Here is a 16,930-nt window from a genome sequence, read left to right as displayed (position 1 = left end):
CCACGCCATTTTTTATTTTGCCAACGATTTTTTAAAACGTTTTAGTCCTTTTTCACGTTACCGACCAATCCAAATACAACACCTTCTCGATCCTGTCCAATCACAATCGCGTCATCACCAGGCACTTCGTGAGGCCCGTGTAACACCTTGCCACCCAGCTCCGCAATCGCACCCGGTGTGGCATAGATATCGTCTACGCGAATGTAATACTGCCAGAAACTCCCCTCTTGCTGGACCGGAGAAATCGCGCCCATCTGAACGCCGTTTTGATGAATAAAAACATAGTCGCCCATCTCACCCATGGACATTTTCTCCTCACAATCCCAGCCGAACAGTTCGGTATAAAATGCAATCGCTGCGGCTTGATCGGTCGTGTTCAATTCATTCCAACAACAGTGTCCTGCCGTCGTTTCATGAAAGGCATGACTCTCGGCATCCACAAAACCTCGCATGAGATAAAAAGGCGCGCCCAGGGGATCGGACACCATCGCCAAACGCCCGATATTTTCAATATCAAATGCCGGGAGCAACACCTGCCCACCCAGTTGCACGAGTTTGTCTATCGTAGCATCGACATCTTCTACGGCGATGTACCCGAGCCAACAAGGTCTGGCGCCCTGCTCGCACATGTCATCCGTGAGCGGCATAACACCACCGATACAGGTATCACCGACCGCGATTTCGTAATACGCCATATCGCCGGGCAATTTCTCACCCACACGCCAGCCGATCAGCGGTTCGTAAAACGCCTTCGCAGACGCCAGATCCCGGCTCATCAACTCATACCAGATAAAATCACCTTGGGCATTCATGAGTTGGCCTCCAGAGTCACCACAGGTTCAAAGCCACCGTAAATTAATCGACGGCCATCAAACGGCATGGGGTTGAGCTCGGTGTTCATACGGGGATCGGTCTGAATAAGCGCTTCCATCTGCACCATGGCGTTATCCCGTGTGGCTTTGTCCGGCCATTCGATCCAAGAAAACACCACGCTGTCGCCCTCCTCTGCGGCCACCGCTTTAAAAAAGTCTGTATGGGTACCGGCAGCGACATCATCGGACCAGGTCTCGATCACCCTGAGCGCCCCCTGCTCCATAAACACCTGATCAGCTGTTCTGGCGTGCTCAATAAACTGCTCTTTATTGGCCGCAGGAACAGGAATAACAAATCCATCGATATAAGACATCTTGCACTTCCCTCCTGGTAATGAAAGAACCCTGGCCTGGCAGGATTCGCGATTGTCGATTGTTTGACCATGGCGTAGCGCTTTCTAGCCCTGCCTGTTTGGATCCTTATGGCATATCCAGCCCACGCCGATATGCCCTCAAGCCCCGTCAACTCCGAATCTGTCCGAAAAAGCGACAGATGCAAAACCCTACCAACTTGAAGGCTGTATTTTTATACAGTATAACTACTGTATGAACAAGAACATTGAACAACTGCTGCAACTGCCCAACACCTGGCAGGCCTCCCGCGGGCCGCGTCAGGCTCACGGCATTGCCACCGGCTACGACGCGCTCGACACCGCTCTACACCTGGGTGGCTGGCCGCCTGGGGCAACCACCGAACTGCTGCTGCCAAGACCCGGCATTGGCGAGTGGCGTCTGCTGCTGCCCACCCTGCAGCGCCTGCAGCAACAGAGCCCCTGGCTGGTGCTGATCGATCCCCCGTGGCAACCTTTTGCCCCGGCACTGCAGCGCTTTGGGATTGACCTGCAGCGGTTGTTGATCATTCGTCCCGGCGGCCTGCGGGAATTTCTCTGGACCACCGATGAATGCCTGCGCTCAGCCAGTTGCAGCACCGTACTGAGCTGGGCGAGCGATAAACCCTTGCGAGACAAAGAACTGCGCCGCCTGCAACAGGCCGCTGTCGCCGGCGGCTGCTGGCATGTGTTGCTCCGTCACCAGCGGGAACAACAGCAGACCTCCCCCGCAGCACTGCGCCTGGTTCTGTCTCCTCAGCAGAACGGTCAGCTGCCCATACAAATCCTGAAACAGCGCGGCGGCTGGGCGGACCAGACACTATCCCTCGAACTGATCGGCGATCCGGCGCGGCCGTTTCAGGAGGAGCTCGCCCGGCGCACCCACCAGCAGCCTTCGCACCATGCGCCACTGCCGGATCTCGCCGCCCTTGGTCAACGCGGCAGTCAGCGCCAGAGCGGCAAAGTCACGGCACTCTCTGCTGCGCGAACCTGAGGTCAGAATATGTCGAGACTTTGGCTCTGTTTGCGGCTACCGCAGCTCGCACTCGATCTGGCCCACCGGGAACGCGGCAGCGACAGTGCTCTGGCGATTATCGAGCAACGGCAAGTCATGTTTGCTTCTGCCAGCGCACAGGCTGCAGGCGTCGTCCCCGGCCAATCTCTCAGCACCGCCATGGCTCTACTGGATGAACTTCACACACAAGAACGTGACACCAGCGCCGAGGCCACTGCCTTGGAACAACTGGCCCACTGGTGTTATCGCTTTACGCCTTATGTCAGCCGCCATCAGGTCACTGATACCAACGGCAAGCTACTGTCAGAGCCGGATTCTCTATTGCTGGAAATCGGCAGTTGCCTGCGACTATTCAAAGGACTGGAACGGTTGCTGTCACTGTTGCGACGAGGACTTCAGCAACAGCAGCTGACACCGATTCTCAGCCTTGGGCACACCCCCAAAGCGTCATGGTTGCTGGGCTTGGTGCCCGCACTCAACTGTCTTGATGAGAAGGCCACCTTAAAAGCAGGCATCCATACCGACCACTTCTCTCACGGGTATTTTCTGAAACGCCTGCGACCCCTGCCTCTGGAAGCCATGCCCCTATCAGACCGGCAGTTGCGACGCCTGCAACAAACCGGGTTTCGCCAGCTCGGCGCTCTGCTGGATCTGCCCAGAGCGAGCCTCAGCCGTCGCCATGGTCAGGGGTTTGCGGAACTGCTCGATAAGATCTGCGGCAGCGGAGACGATTTACAAGCCTGGCTCCGACCTCCCAACACCTTCTTTGCCGAACGCCATTATCTGGATGGTCTGACAGACGTCGATATGTTGAACGGCCCCATGCAGGAATTGCTGACGGAACTGCAGGGATTTCTGCAGCAGCATCAATACCAGTGCCAGGGCTTTCAATGGCGGTTCTTTCACTTCGACCGCAGTGATTCGCGGCTCGATATCGATCTGTCCAGCGCACAGAGCCAGTCGGAAACCTTTCTGCGACTGTCCTGGTTAAAACTGCACGACTTTCAGATTGCCTCCCCTATCGAGAGCGTCCAACTCGCCAGTCGCGCGCTGGTCGCGAGCGAAGCCCGCAGCCAGCCGCTGTTCAAAGAACTGGGCCACCAGCAGGATAACAACCCCCACGACCTGTTAGATCTGCTCTCGGCTCGACTGGGGCGAGAGCGCCTTTTTCGCCTGCACACTGTCAATGAACACCTGCCGGAATATCGCCAGCGACTGGAGCCCCTATCGCACGACCGGCAGCTCAAGGGCGCAAACGATGTCGCGGCAATGACAACATCATCCCAAGAAACGACGGACTTTCCCCCGCTGCCCCTATGGCTGCTGCCGGATCCCATTGCCATTTATCGTCGCATTGAAGACTGGCAGCTGCTCAGCGATGGCTACCGTATTGACAGTCACTGGTGGCAACAACGCCAGCACCGCAGCTATTTTGTCGCTCGCCACCGGGGCGACCTGCACTGGATTTTTTACGATGTCGGAGAGCGCAAATGGTTTATTCACGGCTATTTTGGTTAATCGGCGAACACCCGATAAAAAACCACCAAGAGGTATCACCAACGTGGCGACAGAAAAGCGTCAATATTTTGTCATTACACGCCAGAAGGACTATTTTTAACTTACAAATCACTAATTGCAGGTAGACTTATCCGCCGCTGGAAGAACACTTCCTGGCTGCGCTCAGTGATAACACCAGCCCTGATTGACACTTAACCACACACAAAAAGGCTAAACCCCATGGGACACCCGCTCACCCGGATTCTGTCACTGGCACTGCTGTCACTGGCAGCAGCCACCGCTGACGTACGGGCAGATACCGATTTTGAGACCTGCAAAACCCGCCTCACCGGCCAGGCCATTGCCGAGGGCGTTCCCGCCGATCTGGCGCATTCCGTGTTCGATACCGTCACCTATCAATCGAAAGTTATTGAACTGGATCGCAGTCAGCCAGAATTCGTTCGCACCTTCCCTGACTACTACAGTGCCCGAGTCACCGAGTGGCGCATTCAAAAAGGTCGCGAGCTGTATAAAGAACATCGTGCGCTGTTGGAAAACATCTACCAACAGTATGGTGTCGCTCCCCAATACCTGTTGGCTTTCTGGGGGCTTGAGACCAACTTCGGCGGCTACAAAGGCAAGATGCCGGTGCTCAGCTCACTGGCCACCCTCGCCTGTGATGAACGTCGCAGTCGCTACTTCACTCAGGAATTGATGACCGCCGTCAAACTGCTGCAACGGGAATCCCTGCAACCGGAAGACATGGTGGGATCCTGGGCTGGCGCGATGGGCCACACTCAGTTTATGCCCACCGCCTACAGCCGCTACGCCGTCGACGGCGATGGTGACGGCCACGTCAACCTCTGGAACAGCGAAGCCGATGCACTGACATCGGCAGCACACTTTCTGTCTGAATTGGGCTGGCAGCCCGGTTATCGCTGGGGACGGGAAGTACAACTTCCCCAAGACTTTGATTACCAATACACCGGCCGCAATCAACGCCGCCCATTGGCAGACTGGAGTGCCATGGGCATTACCCGAGCCAATGGCGCTACGCTAGGCAGTGACGACATCGACTCCTACGTTGTTGTGCCCGCCAGCCATAAAGGCCCAGCTTTTATCGCCTACCCTAATTTTCGGGTCATTATGCGCTGGAACGCTTCCGAGTTTTACGCCATCAGTGTCGGCGAGCTGGCCGATCAAATCGCTGGGGCGCCCGGGCTTGTCACCCCATTACCCGAACTACCGACCTACGCCCGCAAGGACATTCTGCAAATGCAGGAAAAGCTCAATGCGAAAGGCTACGACGTCGGCAAACCTGACGGGATTATCGGCTCTGGTACGCGTGCGGGCATCCGCCAGTTTCAAATCGACAGTGGACTCATCGCCGATGGCTTTCCAACCCTGGCAGTGATGGATTCTCTGGGGGTTAAGCGAGAAGCCGACGCCACCGTCACACAAAAATAACGTCGTCTGATCGACGTATCGTCGTCATGCCCGTGCACGCCACGGGCATGACGTTCAGGCGCGCCTTACCGGTAAGCCTCGCCTCCGATAACCGGATTTCCCCCCTCATCAAACGATAACAGAGACGCAAATTCAGACACAGGAGGCTCCATTCGCAGGGCCACCAGTGCTTTCTGTTGACTCCATTTCATCACATCGAGACACAGCGACAGAATTTGAGCATCGCTAAAATAGGCCCTTAACTCGGGTTTTAACTGTCTGCTGATCGCACCGGGCGTCAGGATAATCGCATCGCACAAACGAAGCGCCACTTTAATCGACGGACTCAAGTCACTGGCCTCATAGCGGGCAATGTCTCTCTGCATCACTTCATCGAAGCCTCCCTTCAAAGCTTCCTCCGAACGCAGAGAACCACACAAACGACAATCGTGGATCTGGGCGCAACGCAGGCGAACCATCTCTCGCACAAGTGGATCCACTTCCCTTACATTGACCACCGCTGCAGCAAAACCAGCAATGGCAGATGCCAGCTCACTGCCTGTAGAGGCAGACTCGGTCAACTCTTCCTGGGATAAACGGGCTTCGATCATCGTCATACTCTGGCTTGATAACATTCATTGTGTATCACACATCATGGTCATGTTTTGAATCTACAGCCGACGCTAAATCGCGTTAACAGGCCCCAAAACCGAGTGCGTGACACGATTGAGCCGTAACGTCATATCCAACACGTACAGCATATGCACAAATTGATAGATCTCGTCCGCCGAAAACCAATGGCGCAGAATATAAATCTGATTATCAGAAACACTCCCCACCGCCAACACAAACTGCTCGGCCAGCTGCAGACAGGCGCGATCACGAATCGACGTATCCTTGGGAATCTTCCAGGCACGATTGCTGTGCAACGCGGTGATCAGTTCAATACACAGAGTCAGCAATTGAGGGTCAACAACCCCCTGCGCCAATTCATTAATCTGTTCCAGCGGGTCCAGACAGGAGGGCTGTAATTGCGACAGGCGTCGTCGCAGGGATTCGCTAATGGCATCCATGGTTTTTATCGTATTTGGAATTCGTAACGCCTGAAAACTATACTCCACACGTGATGCTACGCCAAGAGAGCCAAGCCCCCGCCCACATTCTGCAAATACGCCTGTTACAGCCCCGATATATTCTCATCAAAGTTGATACACATTTCGTTACCAAATGATACAGGCCCGTACTGGCAGTTCAGAGATCGATTCAGTACTTTATGAAACTTATTTTACAGCCCATTCGATTACCGCAACATTGAAAACATCGAACCGCGATGCGGCTAGCGGTGATCGACATACAGATACCCTTGTTACACGCAATGAAGAAAGCCGCCATTCCTATTCTTCTAACACTCTTGTGTTTGAGCACCTTTCTGCTTTACCTGTTTGTTTTTAATCGCACGTCTCAGCACATTGTGATCAACGAGGTTTCCTTCGCCAACAATGGCAAGCAGGACTGGATTGAACTCTACAACCCCGGATTGAACAGCCTTTCTCTTCGGGGCTATCGCATTTCCGACAAAAACAACGAGCCAGGTTTTACGATCGACGACAACGTGATCATTGGTAGTCACGATGTCGTTCTCCTACATGGAAAGAAATCCGATCATCACATTGCCAACACACTTCGCCTCACCTTCAATATCGGCAATGGCGAAACCCTGTATTTACACAGGCCCGATGGCACACTGATCGACCACATCACCGTGGCCACCCCTGGCAACCATGAACTGCCTTTCTCGCTTGGCCGCCTACCCAATGGCGCCCAGAGCGTATTTATTTTTCACCAACCGACGCCCGGCCGTCTCAACACAGGCACATGAGTAGCGCGCCATGCCTCAACCACTGTCGGTAAAACGCCGAGAAATCAAATGCTTTATTCATCGGCTCCAGTACGAACACACGCGCTCACTGCTGTCGCAATTCATGGACAAAGACGCTCACGAGCAATCCTCACGGGGTTACGCCATTCGAAGCCTCTACTTTGATGACCTCTACGATACGGCTGTTGAAGATAAGCTCGACGGCATTGAAATCCGCAACAAGTACCGTCTCCGACTGTACGACTGCACACAAAACTGGGCCAAACTGGAGCGCAAAGCCAAGCACGACCAATACGTCAACAAGCAATCCGTTACCGTCAGTAAAGACGATTGCTATCGCATGATCGACGGCGATATTGATTTTCTACTGGAACAAGGCACCCCCACGGCTACATCCATTTACGTTGACCTAAGGCGCAAACACTTCCGCCCCACCGCCATTATTGACTATGTTCGCGAAGTCTATCTGCTGGACTACAACGACATCCGCATCACCTTTGACAAAAACTTACGCACCAACACCCACGATTTTGATCTCTTTAATTCAGAGCTGGAAACCACGCCACTGCAGCGGCCTGACACCATCATTATGGAGATCAAATTCAACCACAACCTCCCCGCGTGGTTTAAATACGCCATACCCTTCGACAGCAGCTATGCACAGGCCATCAGTAAGTATTGCTATGGTCGCATGAACAATCGTGAATTTTATTTTGATTAACTGGGAAGTCTCTTTTTAATGAATGGAACCGACATTGACCAAATGCTGGATATTGATCGACTGCTGATTGAGAACTCTCTCAGTTCTCTGCAAATTTTGCTCTCACTGTCGATCACGCTCATCATGGCGCTGTTGATCTTTTACATCTATCGAAAGACCTACAGCGGTGTTCTCTACTCAAAGAACTTTAACCTCACGCTGGTGATGGTGGCGATTGCCATTAACGCTATTGTGATTGGCATCAGCGGTAACCTGATGCTATCGCTTGGTATGATCGGCGCGCTGTCCATCGTGCGCTTCCGCACGGCGGTAAAAGACCCGAGAGACACCGCCTTTATTTTCTGGGCGATTACGATCGGTATCGTCAACGGTGTCGAATACTATCAACTCAGCATCATTGTCAGCGTGTTTATCGCTGCGGTGCTTCTGGTGTTCTCACGCTCGTTTAGCATTGAACCCGCCTATATGTTGATTCTGAAATACGATACCAGCGAAACCTATACACGCATCCTGTCGGTGCTACAGGATAAAACCAGCATCAGCCATTTTTGCGTTCGCTCAGACATGATAAAGGGCGATCAAATCGAAAAAGTGACCGAAGTCAAAATCAAACCGGGGAAGAGTGAAGCACTGCTACAACAACTGCGCGCAATTCCCGGCCTGCAAACCTGTACCCTGCTCTCGAGCAGCGGCGAATTTACGGAATAGGAAGCCACAATGCGTTTACGTTATTTCAGGAAGACTCTGCTCAGCGCCATGATTCTTGCCCCCGTCACCAGCTCACTGGCTGTGGCTGAGACCTCACACCTCACGTTTGGCGCAGAGATAAGCGCCGGTAACGGGATAGAGATCAGCGGGCATACCGCAACCATCACCCATGGAGGCCGCTATATCATCTCTGGCCATAGTGAAAATGCCCAGCTGATTGTCGATACCGGTGACGCCCCGGTAGAGTTGGAGCTGTCTGATCTGGATCTCTCTTACAGCCAAGGTGCTCCTATATTTATTCGGCAAGCGGGTGACGTCGATATCCTTTTTACCCCGGGCGCAGAGATCTCCCTGGCAGATTCCGCAGATTTCAAACCCGGCGCCACGGATGAAAAACAAACCTCGGTTATTTATTCCAAGTCGGATTTGAAAATCATCGGTGCCCCCAACGCCAAAATGCATATTCAGGGGCGCAACAACGACGGAATCGTCAGCAAAGACGATTTAAACATTGAGAACGCCAACATCGATATTACCGCGGTTGACGATGGTATACGGGGCAAAGACAGTGTTGCACTGCGCGGGTCAACACTGGTTATTCGCGCCAAAGGCGACTCGATTAAATCCGACAATACCGAAACCAAAAACGGCAAATTGCGCGGCGTCATTACCATCGAAGAAACCGATATCGATGTGAACGGTGGTGACGATGGCATACGCGCCGCAAACGCGATCGATATTATCAGTGGACACATTACCCTGATCGATGTTTATGAAGGGATAGAAGCAAAGAAGATTGATATCTACGGTGGCGACATTACCGTTCGCGCCCGAGACGACGGCATCAATATTTCAGAAAAAACCGAAGGTGGCGCAAAGCAGGAACCGCCCCCATTTTTCGGCTTTGGAGAACGCCGCGGAGGTGGCGGCGGACACGACGTACTGGAAGGGGGATTATTGACCATCCACGGCGGCAGCCTGGACGTGGTGGCTGGCGGTGATGGCCTGGATTCCAACGGGAATGCATTGATGAGCGGAGGTGTCGTTACAGTGAGCGGCCCTCTCGGACGAGGCGACAGCGCCCTGGATATGAACGGCGATTTTACTGTTTCTGGCGGCACACTGATCGCTCTGGGTGGCTCAGGCATGTTGAGCGTGCCCAGCGCCGAATCCGGCCAACCCTGTCTGCAAGTGTTTTTCCCGGATATCTACCCAGAAGGCACCAAAGTGACACTGCAAACCCTTGAAGGCGAGACACTTTTGGAGCGCACCTCCGTCGGTAAATTTCAGGCGGCAACGCTTTCTAGTGCAGATCTGATTCAAGGCGACAGCTATCAACTGCTGTTGGATGGTAAACTCTACGAAGACATCACCTTAGACCAACAGGTTACCTTACTTGGTGAGCCACCTCGACGGGGACGCGGCGGGCCTCCGGGAGGACCACACGATGGTCGACCCCGCGATGGCGAGCGAGAAATGGGCTTTTTTAATGACGCCCCACCAAGGCCACCTAAAGACGGATCTTACCCGTAACCCCAATATCACTTCGAGCAAACAAGCATCCTGCTATTTTCAGCGGGATGCTGATATGTACCTCTCCTTTGTGCGCACAATAAGCGGCACGTCAAAAATGATCAGTAATATCGCAGCTCGCCCACTTTTCCCCAGAAGACTCGATAGGAGAAAAACGTGTACAGCAAAATAACAGGCACCACCACCAGCGCACCAACCAAAATAAACATCAACGATTCTGGTGCACTGGCCGCGTCATAGACCGTCAGTTGTCCCGGCACAATGTCGGGGAAAAAGCTATAGGCCAATCCAACAAATGCCAGGAAAAACACGGTAACGGCGCTAACAAAAGGAATCCAGCAGCCAAAATCATTCTGGTGTGGCATATGGTGCAGATAGCGATCGACCAGGATAAAAAGTGCGGCCGTCACGACCGGCACTGGCAACAGTAGAATCACTTCGGGAAAGCTCAACCAACGCTCGGCAATATCACTGCTGATAAATGGATTGACCACCGAGACGCAGACAATCCCCAGAGCCGCCGCCCAGGCGGCGTAACGCGATGCCTTAGCGGCACGTATCTGCAACGCCCCCTCAGTCTTCATCACCAGCCAAGCGCCACCGATAAAGGCATAGGCACCGGTAACACAGAGCGCACTCAACAGCGCAAATAATTGCGCGGCAGGTCCATCGGCAAAGCCCAGCACATAACGCCCCAGCATATAGCCCTGCATCAAGGTCGTCACAATGGACCCTACCTTAAAGACCCGGTCCCACAACAAGCGATGCGTGGTGATTGCCTTCGCCCGAAAATCAAAGGCGATACCGCGCAAAATAATACCCATCAACATAAAGGTCGCAGGCAAATAGAGCTCTCGCAAAACAATGTTGTGTGCTTCCGGAAAAGCGATAAATAACAACCCAATGGCGAGGACTAACCAGGTTTCGTTCGCATCCCAAAAGGGCCCGATGGAGGCGATGTATTGATTGCGGACGTCGAGGTCGTGCTCTTTCATTGGCAGCAAGATGCCGACACCGAGATCGAAACCATCCAACACCGCATAGATAAAAACACTCAGCCCCAGCAACCCTAAAAATATTTCTGGCAAATAGGCATCCATCGTTAAACTCTCACCTCACCTTGCGCATAGTGTTCATTGATATCATTGGGCGGTCTGGCGTAGGTCTCCAGCTCTTCAACCTCAACCGAGCGGCGCGCCATATGAAAAACCGTGTGTATGTAAGCCGTTAACACCACCACATAAAGCGCCAAGTAAAGGCACAGGGTCAGACCGACGTTAGACGCAGGAATTGTTGTTGCGGCTTCACTGGTTTTTAAAATGCCGGTTACCAAATAAGGCTGGCGTCCGATTTCCGTTACATACCAACCGGCCAGGGTGGCGATCCAACCGGAAAAAGTAAACGCAACCAACCCCTGTAAATAGCGTTTCGGCATGGTTTTACGTTTCGCCACATAAAAGGCTCCCGCCCAGGCAAACAACAGCATGCAGACGCCCATGCCCACCATAATGCGAAAGCCAAAAAATACCGGTGCCACTTTCGGATGCTCGCCCACAAATTCATTCAGCCCACGGATTTCGCCATCGATATCGTGGGTTAAAATCAAACTCGCCAGATAGGGAACGGGAATTTCAAAATGATTGGTTCTCTCTTCTTGGTCGGGAATGGCAAACAAGAGCAGGGGCGCACCTTTCTCGGTTTCCCACACGCCTTCCATCGCGGCCACTTTTTGCGGCTGATGATGAAAGGTATTCAAGCCGTGCATATCACCGACAAAAATCTGCAAAGGCACCAATACTGCCGCCACCACCAGAGCTGTTTTTAACGCCAGCTTTGGTGCCCGCTTAGAATCGCCTTTTAGAATACGGTAGGCAGAAATTCCTGCGATCAAAAAAGAAGCCGTCAAGAAGGACGCCAACAGCATATGCATAAAGCGATACGGCATTGACGGGTTAAAGATGATGGCCAACCAATCCACTGGAAAGGCTACACCGTCGCGCATCTCAAAACCTGCGGGGGTTTGCATCCAGGAATTCAACGCGATAATCCAAAACGCCGATAAACTGGTGCCTGCCGCCACAATAAAGGTCGCCAGGGTATGCAACCAATTGGGCACGCGATGAAAGCCAAACAACATGACCCCGAGAAAGGTCGCCTCAAGAAAGAAGGCCGTTAGCACCTCGTACCCCAATAGCGGCCCGGCAATATTCCCCACCGTCGCCATAAAGCCCGGCCAGTTAGTTCCAAACTGAAACGACATGGTGATGCCGCTGACCACGCCCACGGCAAAGGTCAGAGCAAAAATTTTGATCCAGAAGCGATAAGCGCGCATCCACAACTCATCGCCAGACATGTTGAATCGCAACTTAAAATAAAACAGGAACCAGGCCAGGCCGATGGTGATGGAAGGAAATAAGATATGAAAACTGATATTGGCCGCGAATTGAATTCGCGATAAATCAACGGTTTCTAACATAACGAACCTCGGAAGAATGCGTGCCGCTCAAGGTCTCGCGCCCACCAAAGACCCCCCGTTATTGTTATGGCACCAATAAACGCAACGAAATGTCGATAAAAAATATGAACCGCCCAAGGGCGACTCAGAATGATGTCAGGGAAAAATCACGATGATTTTTTTAACAGTCGCCCCTTGGCATCAAGAACCTTCCCCACACTGGCACCAAGTTTCATCAAGGTACGCAGATTATCGGGATTCATGGATTGCAGCTCGCTGGTCCAAGTGGAGACCAGCTCTAATAAATCGTGGATTTCCTGCATCTTCTGCTGGGAATACACCGCAGCACTGGAATCCGGCGTTTCCATCAACTGATCTCGCAGCAGAGAAAGCGTTGGGTCCAGCTCCCGTTTGCGGCGCTCTTCCACAACGGTTGTTCCCAAATGCCAGATATCGCCGGATGCCTGGTAATAGTCTTTGCGATCCCCGGGTTTATGCAGGGTTTTCACCAATCGCCAGGACTGCAATTCCTTCAGCCCCATACTGACGTTACCGCGGGAAATGCTGAGCGCAGACACCAAATCTTCGGCACACAGAGGTTCTTCACTGATCACGATCAGAGCGAACAACTGACCAACGGTGCGGTTAAACCCCCACCGCGAACCCATTTCGCCGAAATGCATAACAAAGGATTGAACAGACGCACTGAGCTCCATCAACTAACCCTTCTGAACTTTCAATAATTTCTGAAACTTTAAACACTTGATTGATGTGTGTCAATTCCCAGCGACACCTAAAATAGATCCGCAGCAAAAGCACCAAGATAGAACCGCCAGTCTTTTAGCGCCGGGTGTTCGAGCTTAAGCCCCTAAGACCCTGTCAGAAACCGAATGGCTTACAGGAGCCTTTCCCGCTCTGGTAATAAACGCATTGAATGTATTGAGGCGCACCAACGGCTCATAGATGGCCACCCTCTGCAGCCACCAAAAAAAAGTAAAAAGAGTTATAAAGACAAGGACTTGTAGTCACATCAGCGTGAAGACTGTACAAGCCTACGGTATTCCCGCGGATAAACGAACGCGGCGCGAACAAGGTCGCGCCGGTTTATGTTAGAGGCTGTTGAGATTCTTTTGGTCGCTCGCTTCAGGCCGTCTTTTCAACATCTGTTGTAAGCAGCCTGAAGCTCCTCGGTCAACGCTCAACCGACTTAAAAGCTGACCTGCAAGCTGAGCCAGAAATTCCGGCTGGCCGCGAAAATGTTGTAGTCATCCGTGAAGACAACTTCACTGTCACAACCACGACCGGAACAGGAGGTATAAACGCCATCGCCATTCAGATCCACATAGTCTGTTGCGTAGGTCGTGAAGTCCTCATCGAGAAGATTATTTACCCGACCAAAGAAGGTGACATGATCATTTAACTCGAATCGGGCGCCCAGATTCCACAAGGTATAGTTTTTGTAGTAGAGGGTTTTTTCCAGAACACTATCCCAACCGCGATAACGGTCCGACCTTGCTTCGGCCTCAAGCGTGAAGCTGAGACTGTCCAAAGGCAGCCAGTCTATGCTCGCATTAAACATATTCTCTGCGGTATTGGTCAGTGGTAACCCCTCTTCCGGTCCACTCTTCTGCTCGCTGTCCGTCCAGGTGTAATTCGCGTTCAGCACCCACTGATTCGACAGAAAATATCGACCTGCGACTTCAACACCCTGAATCGTGACCTCATCAATATTGATGCGTTGCGAATAGGTGCTGTAACCCAGACTGTCGTAGGCACCGAGATTGACACAGGGGCGCACACCGCCGGTCACTTCACAGCTATTAACCGTATCGCCACTGGCGATCTTATCTTCGAATTCCGTATCAAAGTAGGTGATATTAAAGTTATGGCCTTCAGGGCTCTCCCAATAGAGCGCAATTTCTGTGTTGACACTGGTCTCCGGCTGTAGATCCGGGTTGCCCGCGAAGGGGGACGTGCCCTGGCCACCAAAACCGGTGATGCCGTCATACAGATCTGTGGTCTTGGGTGTTTTGTAACCCGTACTAACACCGCCCTTCAGAGTCCAGAAATCACTCAAACGATAAACGCCGTACAGCCTGGGCGACACCTGACTGCCGAAAACATCATGTTCGTCGTAACGAACGCCTGCTGTCAGCGTGAAAGGATCGACCGGCGTCCAGCTGTTCTCCACGAACAGAGAGTACATTTCCTGATCCTGAACACCGCCGGCATTGTTGCTCTCAAGCCCAAAGACGCCATCTTCCAACTCCCCATCAATAACCTGCGCACCGACCACAAACTGGTGCTGACCGGCGGCCTCAAAGGGAATATCCAGGCGCGCATCAAGCGTATACTGTCGGCTTTCCAGCGGTCTGTTGGGGCGCGGCAAAAACGTGTCTTCTGCAATAGCCCGACGCTCATCTTCAGACAGGCCCGCGTAACTTCCTACTCCGTCGTACATGTTCTGTAACAACAGGCGCTCTTCTACGGACAGAGGCAGAGTTCGTCCTTCGTTACTGGTATCAACATAGGCGAGCGAAATTTGGCTGGTGCCGAATCCCCACTGAGCCTGATGACTGATGGACCACCACTCACGGGTAAACTCCTGATCCGCTGCGTAACCCGCACGCGGGTTGACCACCCCGCCCCGGTCCTGCCATAACGCTTCAATATTGTCCTTGGTTCCGAGAGGATAACTGAGCTCGCCGGTTTCCGGATTGACAAAGGGCGTGTTGTCATAGACCTGGCTGGATTCATCATAATCAAAACGCAGGGTGTGATTTTCATTCGGTGTGAAGGTCAGCGTGAGACCGTAAGAGGTAGATTCACTGTCAACGGTCCGTCCGCCACCGCCGAAACCGACGCTCCGGTAATGCACGTCGCCATTGGGGTCAGTTGCCGGAGCCAATTCCGGAGAAGAAGGATCGCTTTCGTAGTAGCTACCGCGCAACCCGAGCGCCAGCGTATTCGGAATCAAAGGCCCGGCGACGGAGAATTCGCCCTGCAAATCGTCGCCAAAGTCAGGATTTTCCTGAACGGTTCCACTCATGGTAACCGTGCCATACCAGCTATCAGTCACTTTTTTCGTGATGACGTTGATAACGCCACCCAGAGCATCGGCACCATACAGAGTGGACGCTGGCCCCCGGATTACCTCCACTCGCTCGATCGCCTCTGCAGGAGGCATGTGCCCGAAAGCATTACCACCAAAATTATTAGGGTAAATATCACCGTGGTTGTTTTGCCGCTTTCCATCAATCAGATACAGCGTGTATTCGCCGGTCAGTCCACGCATACTCACCGAACCCTGGCCGGTTTTGTCTCTGGTCGTCCCGACGTCGATACCCTCCTCGTACTTGAGCATATCAAGCAGGTTGATATGTGGGCGTGACATAATCTGATCGTGAGATATAACGGAAATACTCGCAGGGGCATCGGGGATTTTTTGCTCAAAGCCCGTCGCCGTTACAATAATTTCTTCTAGCTTATCTCTTCTATCATCGGACTGAGCAGACGCAAAATCGGACGCCATGATCAAGGCCATGGCGGGCATACTGTTCACAATCATCTGTTTTTTCATCAAGATTATCAGAGCTCCACATCTCTATTTTTTCAACCCGAGTCCACCAGACCATGAAGGCCCTATGAACGGACATCCAAAATGAATTTCGCAAATGATAATGACTCTTTTTTACATTTACAATAACGAATCGTTATTGGACGCCAAAACTCTTGCGACAATTGATACAAATAACACCCAGCCACAAGATACCTTTCAGGCGGAGCAGGCCCAGCTTCGCGTTAACGAGAGGCTTTTGAAGTAACTGCAGAGACTGATGGAATAGACCAATATGCGGCACCTGGGCACCACACAGTGGAACCGCCCTATGCGCATTTGTATTAATATGGCCGCTGACCGACAGAGGACCGGTTGCTGATGGTTTTCCAACCTTGATTGAGATGAATTCTCTCGGAGGTGAGCGCGAGGGCGAGACCACCGCCACTAATGATGAAATCACGCAAACGATGGCGGGTTCTGATACTTTAAGACCCGCTATAACAGACAGAACACACTATTATTGGCCAACCTTCCCCGACGATGCCTTAGCTTGCCAAAGCTGGCACAACGCCTTCTTTTCCGTGCGACTTAGACGTTTGATCGCCGCCTCCCGCTTGGCAGCCGTCGAGCGATCAGCCACCGGCTCCTCATACACCAATCGCACCGGACGCCTGACCCGAGTGTAGCGAGCCCCAAGTCTACCCGCATTGTGCTCCTCCACACGTCGGGAAACATCCGTGGTAATTCCTGTATATAGGGTGTCATCTGCACAGGCCAGCATATAAACCGCCCACTGGCTCACCCTCTCCCCACTCACTTCAACAATGACTCCAACTTTTCAGACGTAAACTCAAGGTCTCTTCTCCATCGGGAGAGCGACCACGGCCTGGCTTGCCCCAATATTTCCAGAATACTT

At 52.6% G+C, this 16,930-nt stretch carries 16 protein-coding genes; 7 read left to right on the top strand and 9 right to left on the bottom strand.

What is annotated here, in order from left to right; all coding sequences use genetic code 11:
• Positions 1–41: 41 nt before the first annotated feature.
• Together ACXAFR_RS05835 and ACXAFR_RS05830 are read right to left on the bottom strand one after the other, a co-directional pair.
• Positions 42–812 carry a VOC family protein gene (locus tag ACXAFR_RS05835; RefSeq protein WP_475173589.1) on the bottom strand — a complete coding sequence of 257 codons (771 nt, stop codon included), beginning with the start codon at positions 810–812 and terminating at the stop codon, positions 42–44.
• Positions 809–1,186: a DUF1428 domain-containing protein gene (locus ACXAFR_RS05830; RefSeq protein ID WP_475173587.1), complete on the bottom strand. Its 378-nt coding sequence runs from the start codon at positions 1,184–1,186 to the stop codon at positions 809–811. Before ACXAFR_RS05830 ends, ACXAFR_RS05835 begins: the two co-directional genes overlap by 4 nt.
• A 232-nt stretch (positions 1,187–1,418) precedes the next feature.
• On the opposite strand from ACXAFR_RS05830, the gene imuA reads away from it, so the two are divergent.
• From imuA to ACXAFR_RS05815, 3 genes are all read left to right on the top strand, one after another.
• Entirely contained in the window at positions 1,419–2,195 is a 777-nt protein-coding gene (gene imuA / locus ACXAFR_RS05825) for a translesion DNA synthesis-associated protein ImuA (protein WP_475173585.1), read from the top strand.
• Between the two features lie 9 nt (positions 2,196–2,204).
• Complete coding sequence (locus ACXAFR_RS05820) at positions 2,205–3,734, top strand: Y-family DNA polymerase (RefSeq protein ID WP_475173583.1); 1,530 nt, start codon at positions 2,205–2,207, stop codon at positions 3,732–3,734.
• Positions 3,735–3,953: 219 nt separating this feature from the next.
• The gene (locus ACXAFR_RS05815; RefSeq protein ID WP_475173579.1) at positions 3,954–5,180 is read left to right on the top strand and encodes a lytic murein transglycosylase; all 1,227 of its coding nucleotides are present in this window, start codon (positions 3,954–3,956) and stop codon (positions 5,178–5,180) included.
• A gap of 65 nt (positions 5,181–5,245) precedes the next feature.
• Here ACXAFR_RS05815 and ACXAFR_RS05810 read toward each other — a convergent pair whose 3' ends face one another.
• A complete protein-coding gene (locus ACXAFR_RS05810) occupies positions 5,246–5,770 on the bottom strand; it encodes a carboxymuconolactone decarboxylase family protein (RefSeq protein ID WP_475173576.1) in 525 nt (174 codons plus the stop codon).
• Between the two features lie 72 nt (positions 5,771–5,842).
• On the bottom strand, positions 5,843–6,232 hold the full coding sequence (locus ACXAFR_RS05805; protein WP_475173574.1) for a hypothetical protein: 390 nt from the start codon (positions 6,230–6,232) through the stop codon (positions 5,843–5,845).
• A 257-nt stretch (positions 6,233–6,489) separates the two neighbouring features.
• On the opposite strand from ACXAFR_RS05805, the gene ACXAFR_RS05800 reads away from it, so the two are divergent.
• Genes ACXAFR_RS05800 through ACXAFR_RS05785 form a run of 4 tightly spaced genes read left to right on the top strand, consistent with a single transcriptional unit; the run spans position 6,490 to position 10,000 of the window.
• Positions 6,490–7,038, top strand: coding sequence for a lamin tail domain-containing protein (locus tag ACXAFR_RS05800; RefSeq protein WP_475173571.1), 549 nt, complete (start codon positions 6,490–6,492; stop codon positions 7,036–7,038).
• A 10-nt stretch (positions 7,039–7,048) separates the two neighbouring features.
• Positions 7,049–7,759, top strand: coding sequence for a polyphosphate polymerase domain-containing protein (locus ACXAFR_RS05795; RefSeq protein WP_475173569.1), 711 nt, complete (start codon positions 7,049–7,051; stop codon positions 7,757–7,759).
• A gap of 18 nt (positions 7,760–7,777) precedes the next feature.
• Entirely contained in the window at positions 7,778–8,467 is a 690-nt protein-coding gene (locus ACXAFR_RS05790; protein WP_475173567.1) for a DUF4956 domain-containing protein, read from the top strand.
• A 9-nt stretch (positions 8,468–8,476) separates the two neighbouring features.
• On the top strand, positions 8,477–10,000 hold the full coding sequence (locus ACXAFR_RS05785) for a carbohydrate-binding domain-containing protein (protein ID WP_475173564.1): 1,524 nt from the start codon (positions 8,477–8,479) through the stop codon (positions 9,998–10,000).
• Between the two features lie 101 nt (positions 10,001–10,101).
• Here the strand turns inward: ACXAFR_RS05785 and ACXAFR_RS05780 are convergent, their stop codons facing one another.
• The 5 genes from ACXAFR_RS05780 to ACXAFR_RS05760 form a co-directional block, all read right to left on the bottom strand.
• The gene (locus ACXAFR_RS05780; RefSeq protein WP_475173562.1) at positions 10,102–11,100 is read right to left on the bottom strand and encodes a cytochrome d ubiquinol oxidase subunit II; all 999 of its coding nucleotides are present in this window, start codon (positions 11,098–11,100) and stop codon (positions 10,102–10,104) included.
• Positions 11,101–11,102: 2 nt separating this feature from the next.
• Positions 11,103–12,476 (bottom strand): cytochrome ubiquinol oxidase subunit I, encoded by a 1,374-nt coding sequence (locus ACXAFR_RS05775; protein WP_475173557.1) that lies wholly within the window; start codon positions 12,474–12,476, stop codon positions 11,103–11,105.
• Between the two features lie 146 nt (positions 12,477–12,622).
• Positions 12,623–13,171: a GbsR/MarR family transcriptional regulator gene (locus ACXAFR_RS05770; RefSeq protein ID WP_475173554.1), complete on the bottom strand. Its 549-nt coding sequence runs from the start codon at positions 13,169–13,171 to the stop codon at positions 12,623–12,625.
• 491 nt (positions 13,172–13,662) lie between these two features.
• The gene (locus tag ACXAFR_RS05765) at positions 13,663–16,023 is read right to left on the bottom strand and encodes a TonB-dependent receptor domain-containing protein (RefSeq protein ID WP_475173551.1); all 2,361 of its coding nucleotides are present in this window, start codon (positions 16,021–16,023) and stop codon (positions 13,663–13,665) included.
• 508 nt (positions 16,024–16,531) lie between these two features.
• On the bottom strand, positions 16,532–16,816 hold the full coding sequence (locus ACXAFR_RS05760; protein WP_475173547.1) for a GIY-YIG nuclease family protein: 285 nt from the start codon (positions 16,814–16,816) through the stop codon (positions 16,532–16,534).
• Between the last annotated feature and the right edge of the window lie 114 nt (positions 16,817–16,930).

It is taken from the genome of Pseudomaricurvus sp. ABR4_320 (genome assembly GCF_056159445.1).
This window is presented reverse-complemented; position numbering and strand designations above follow the sequence as displayed.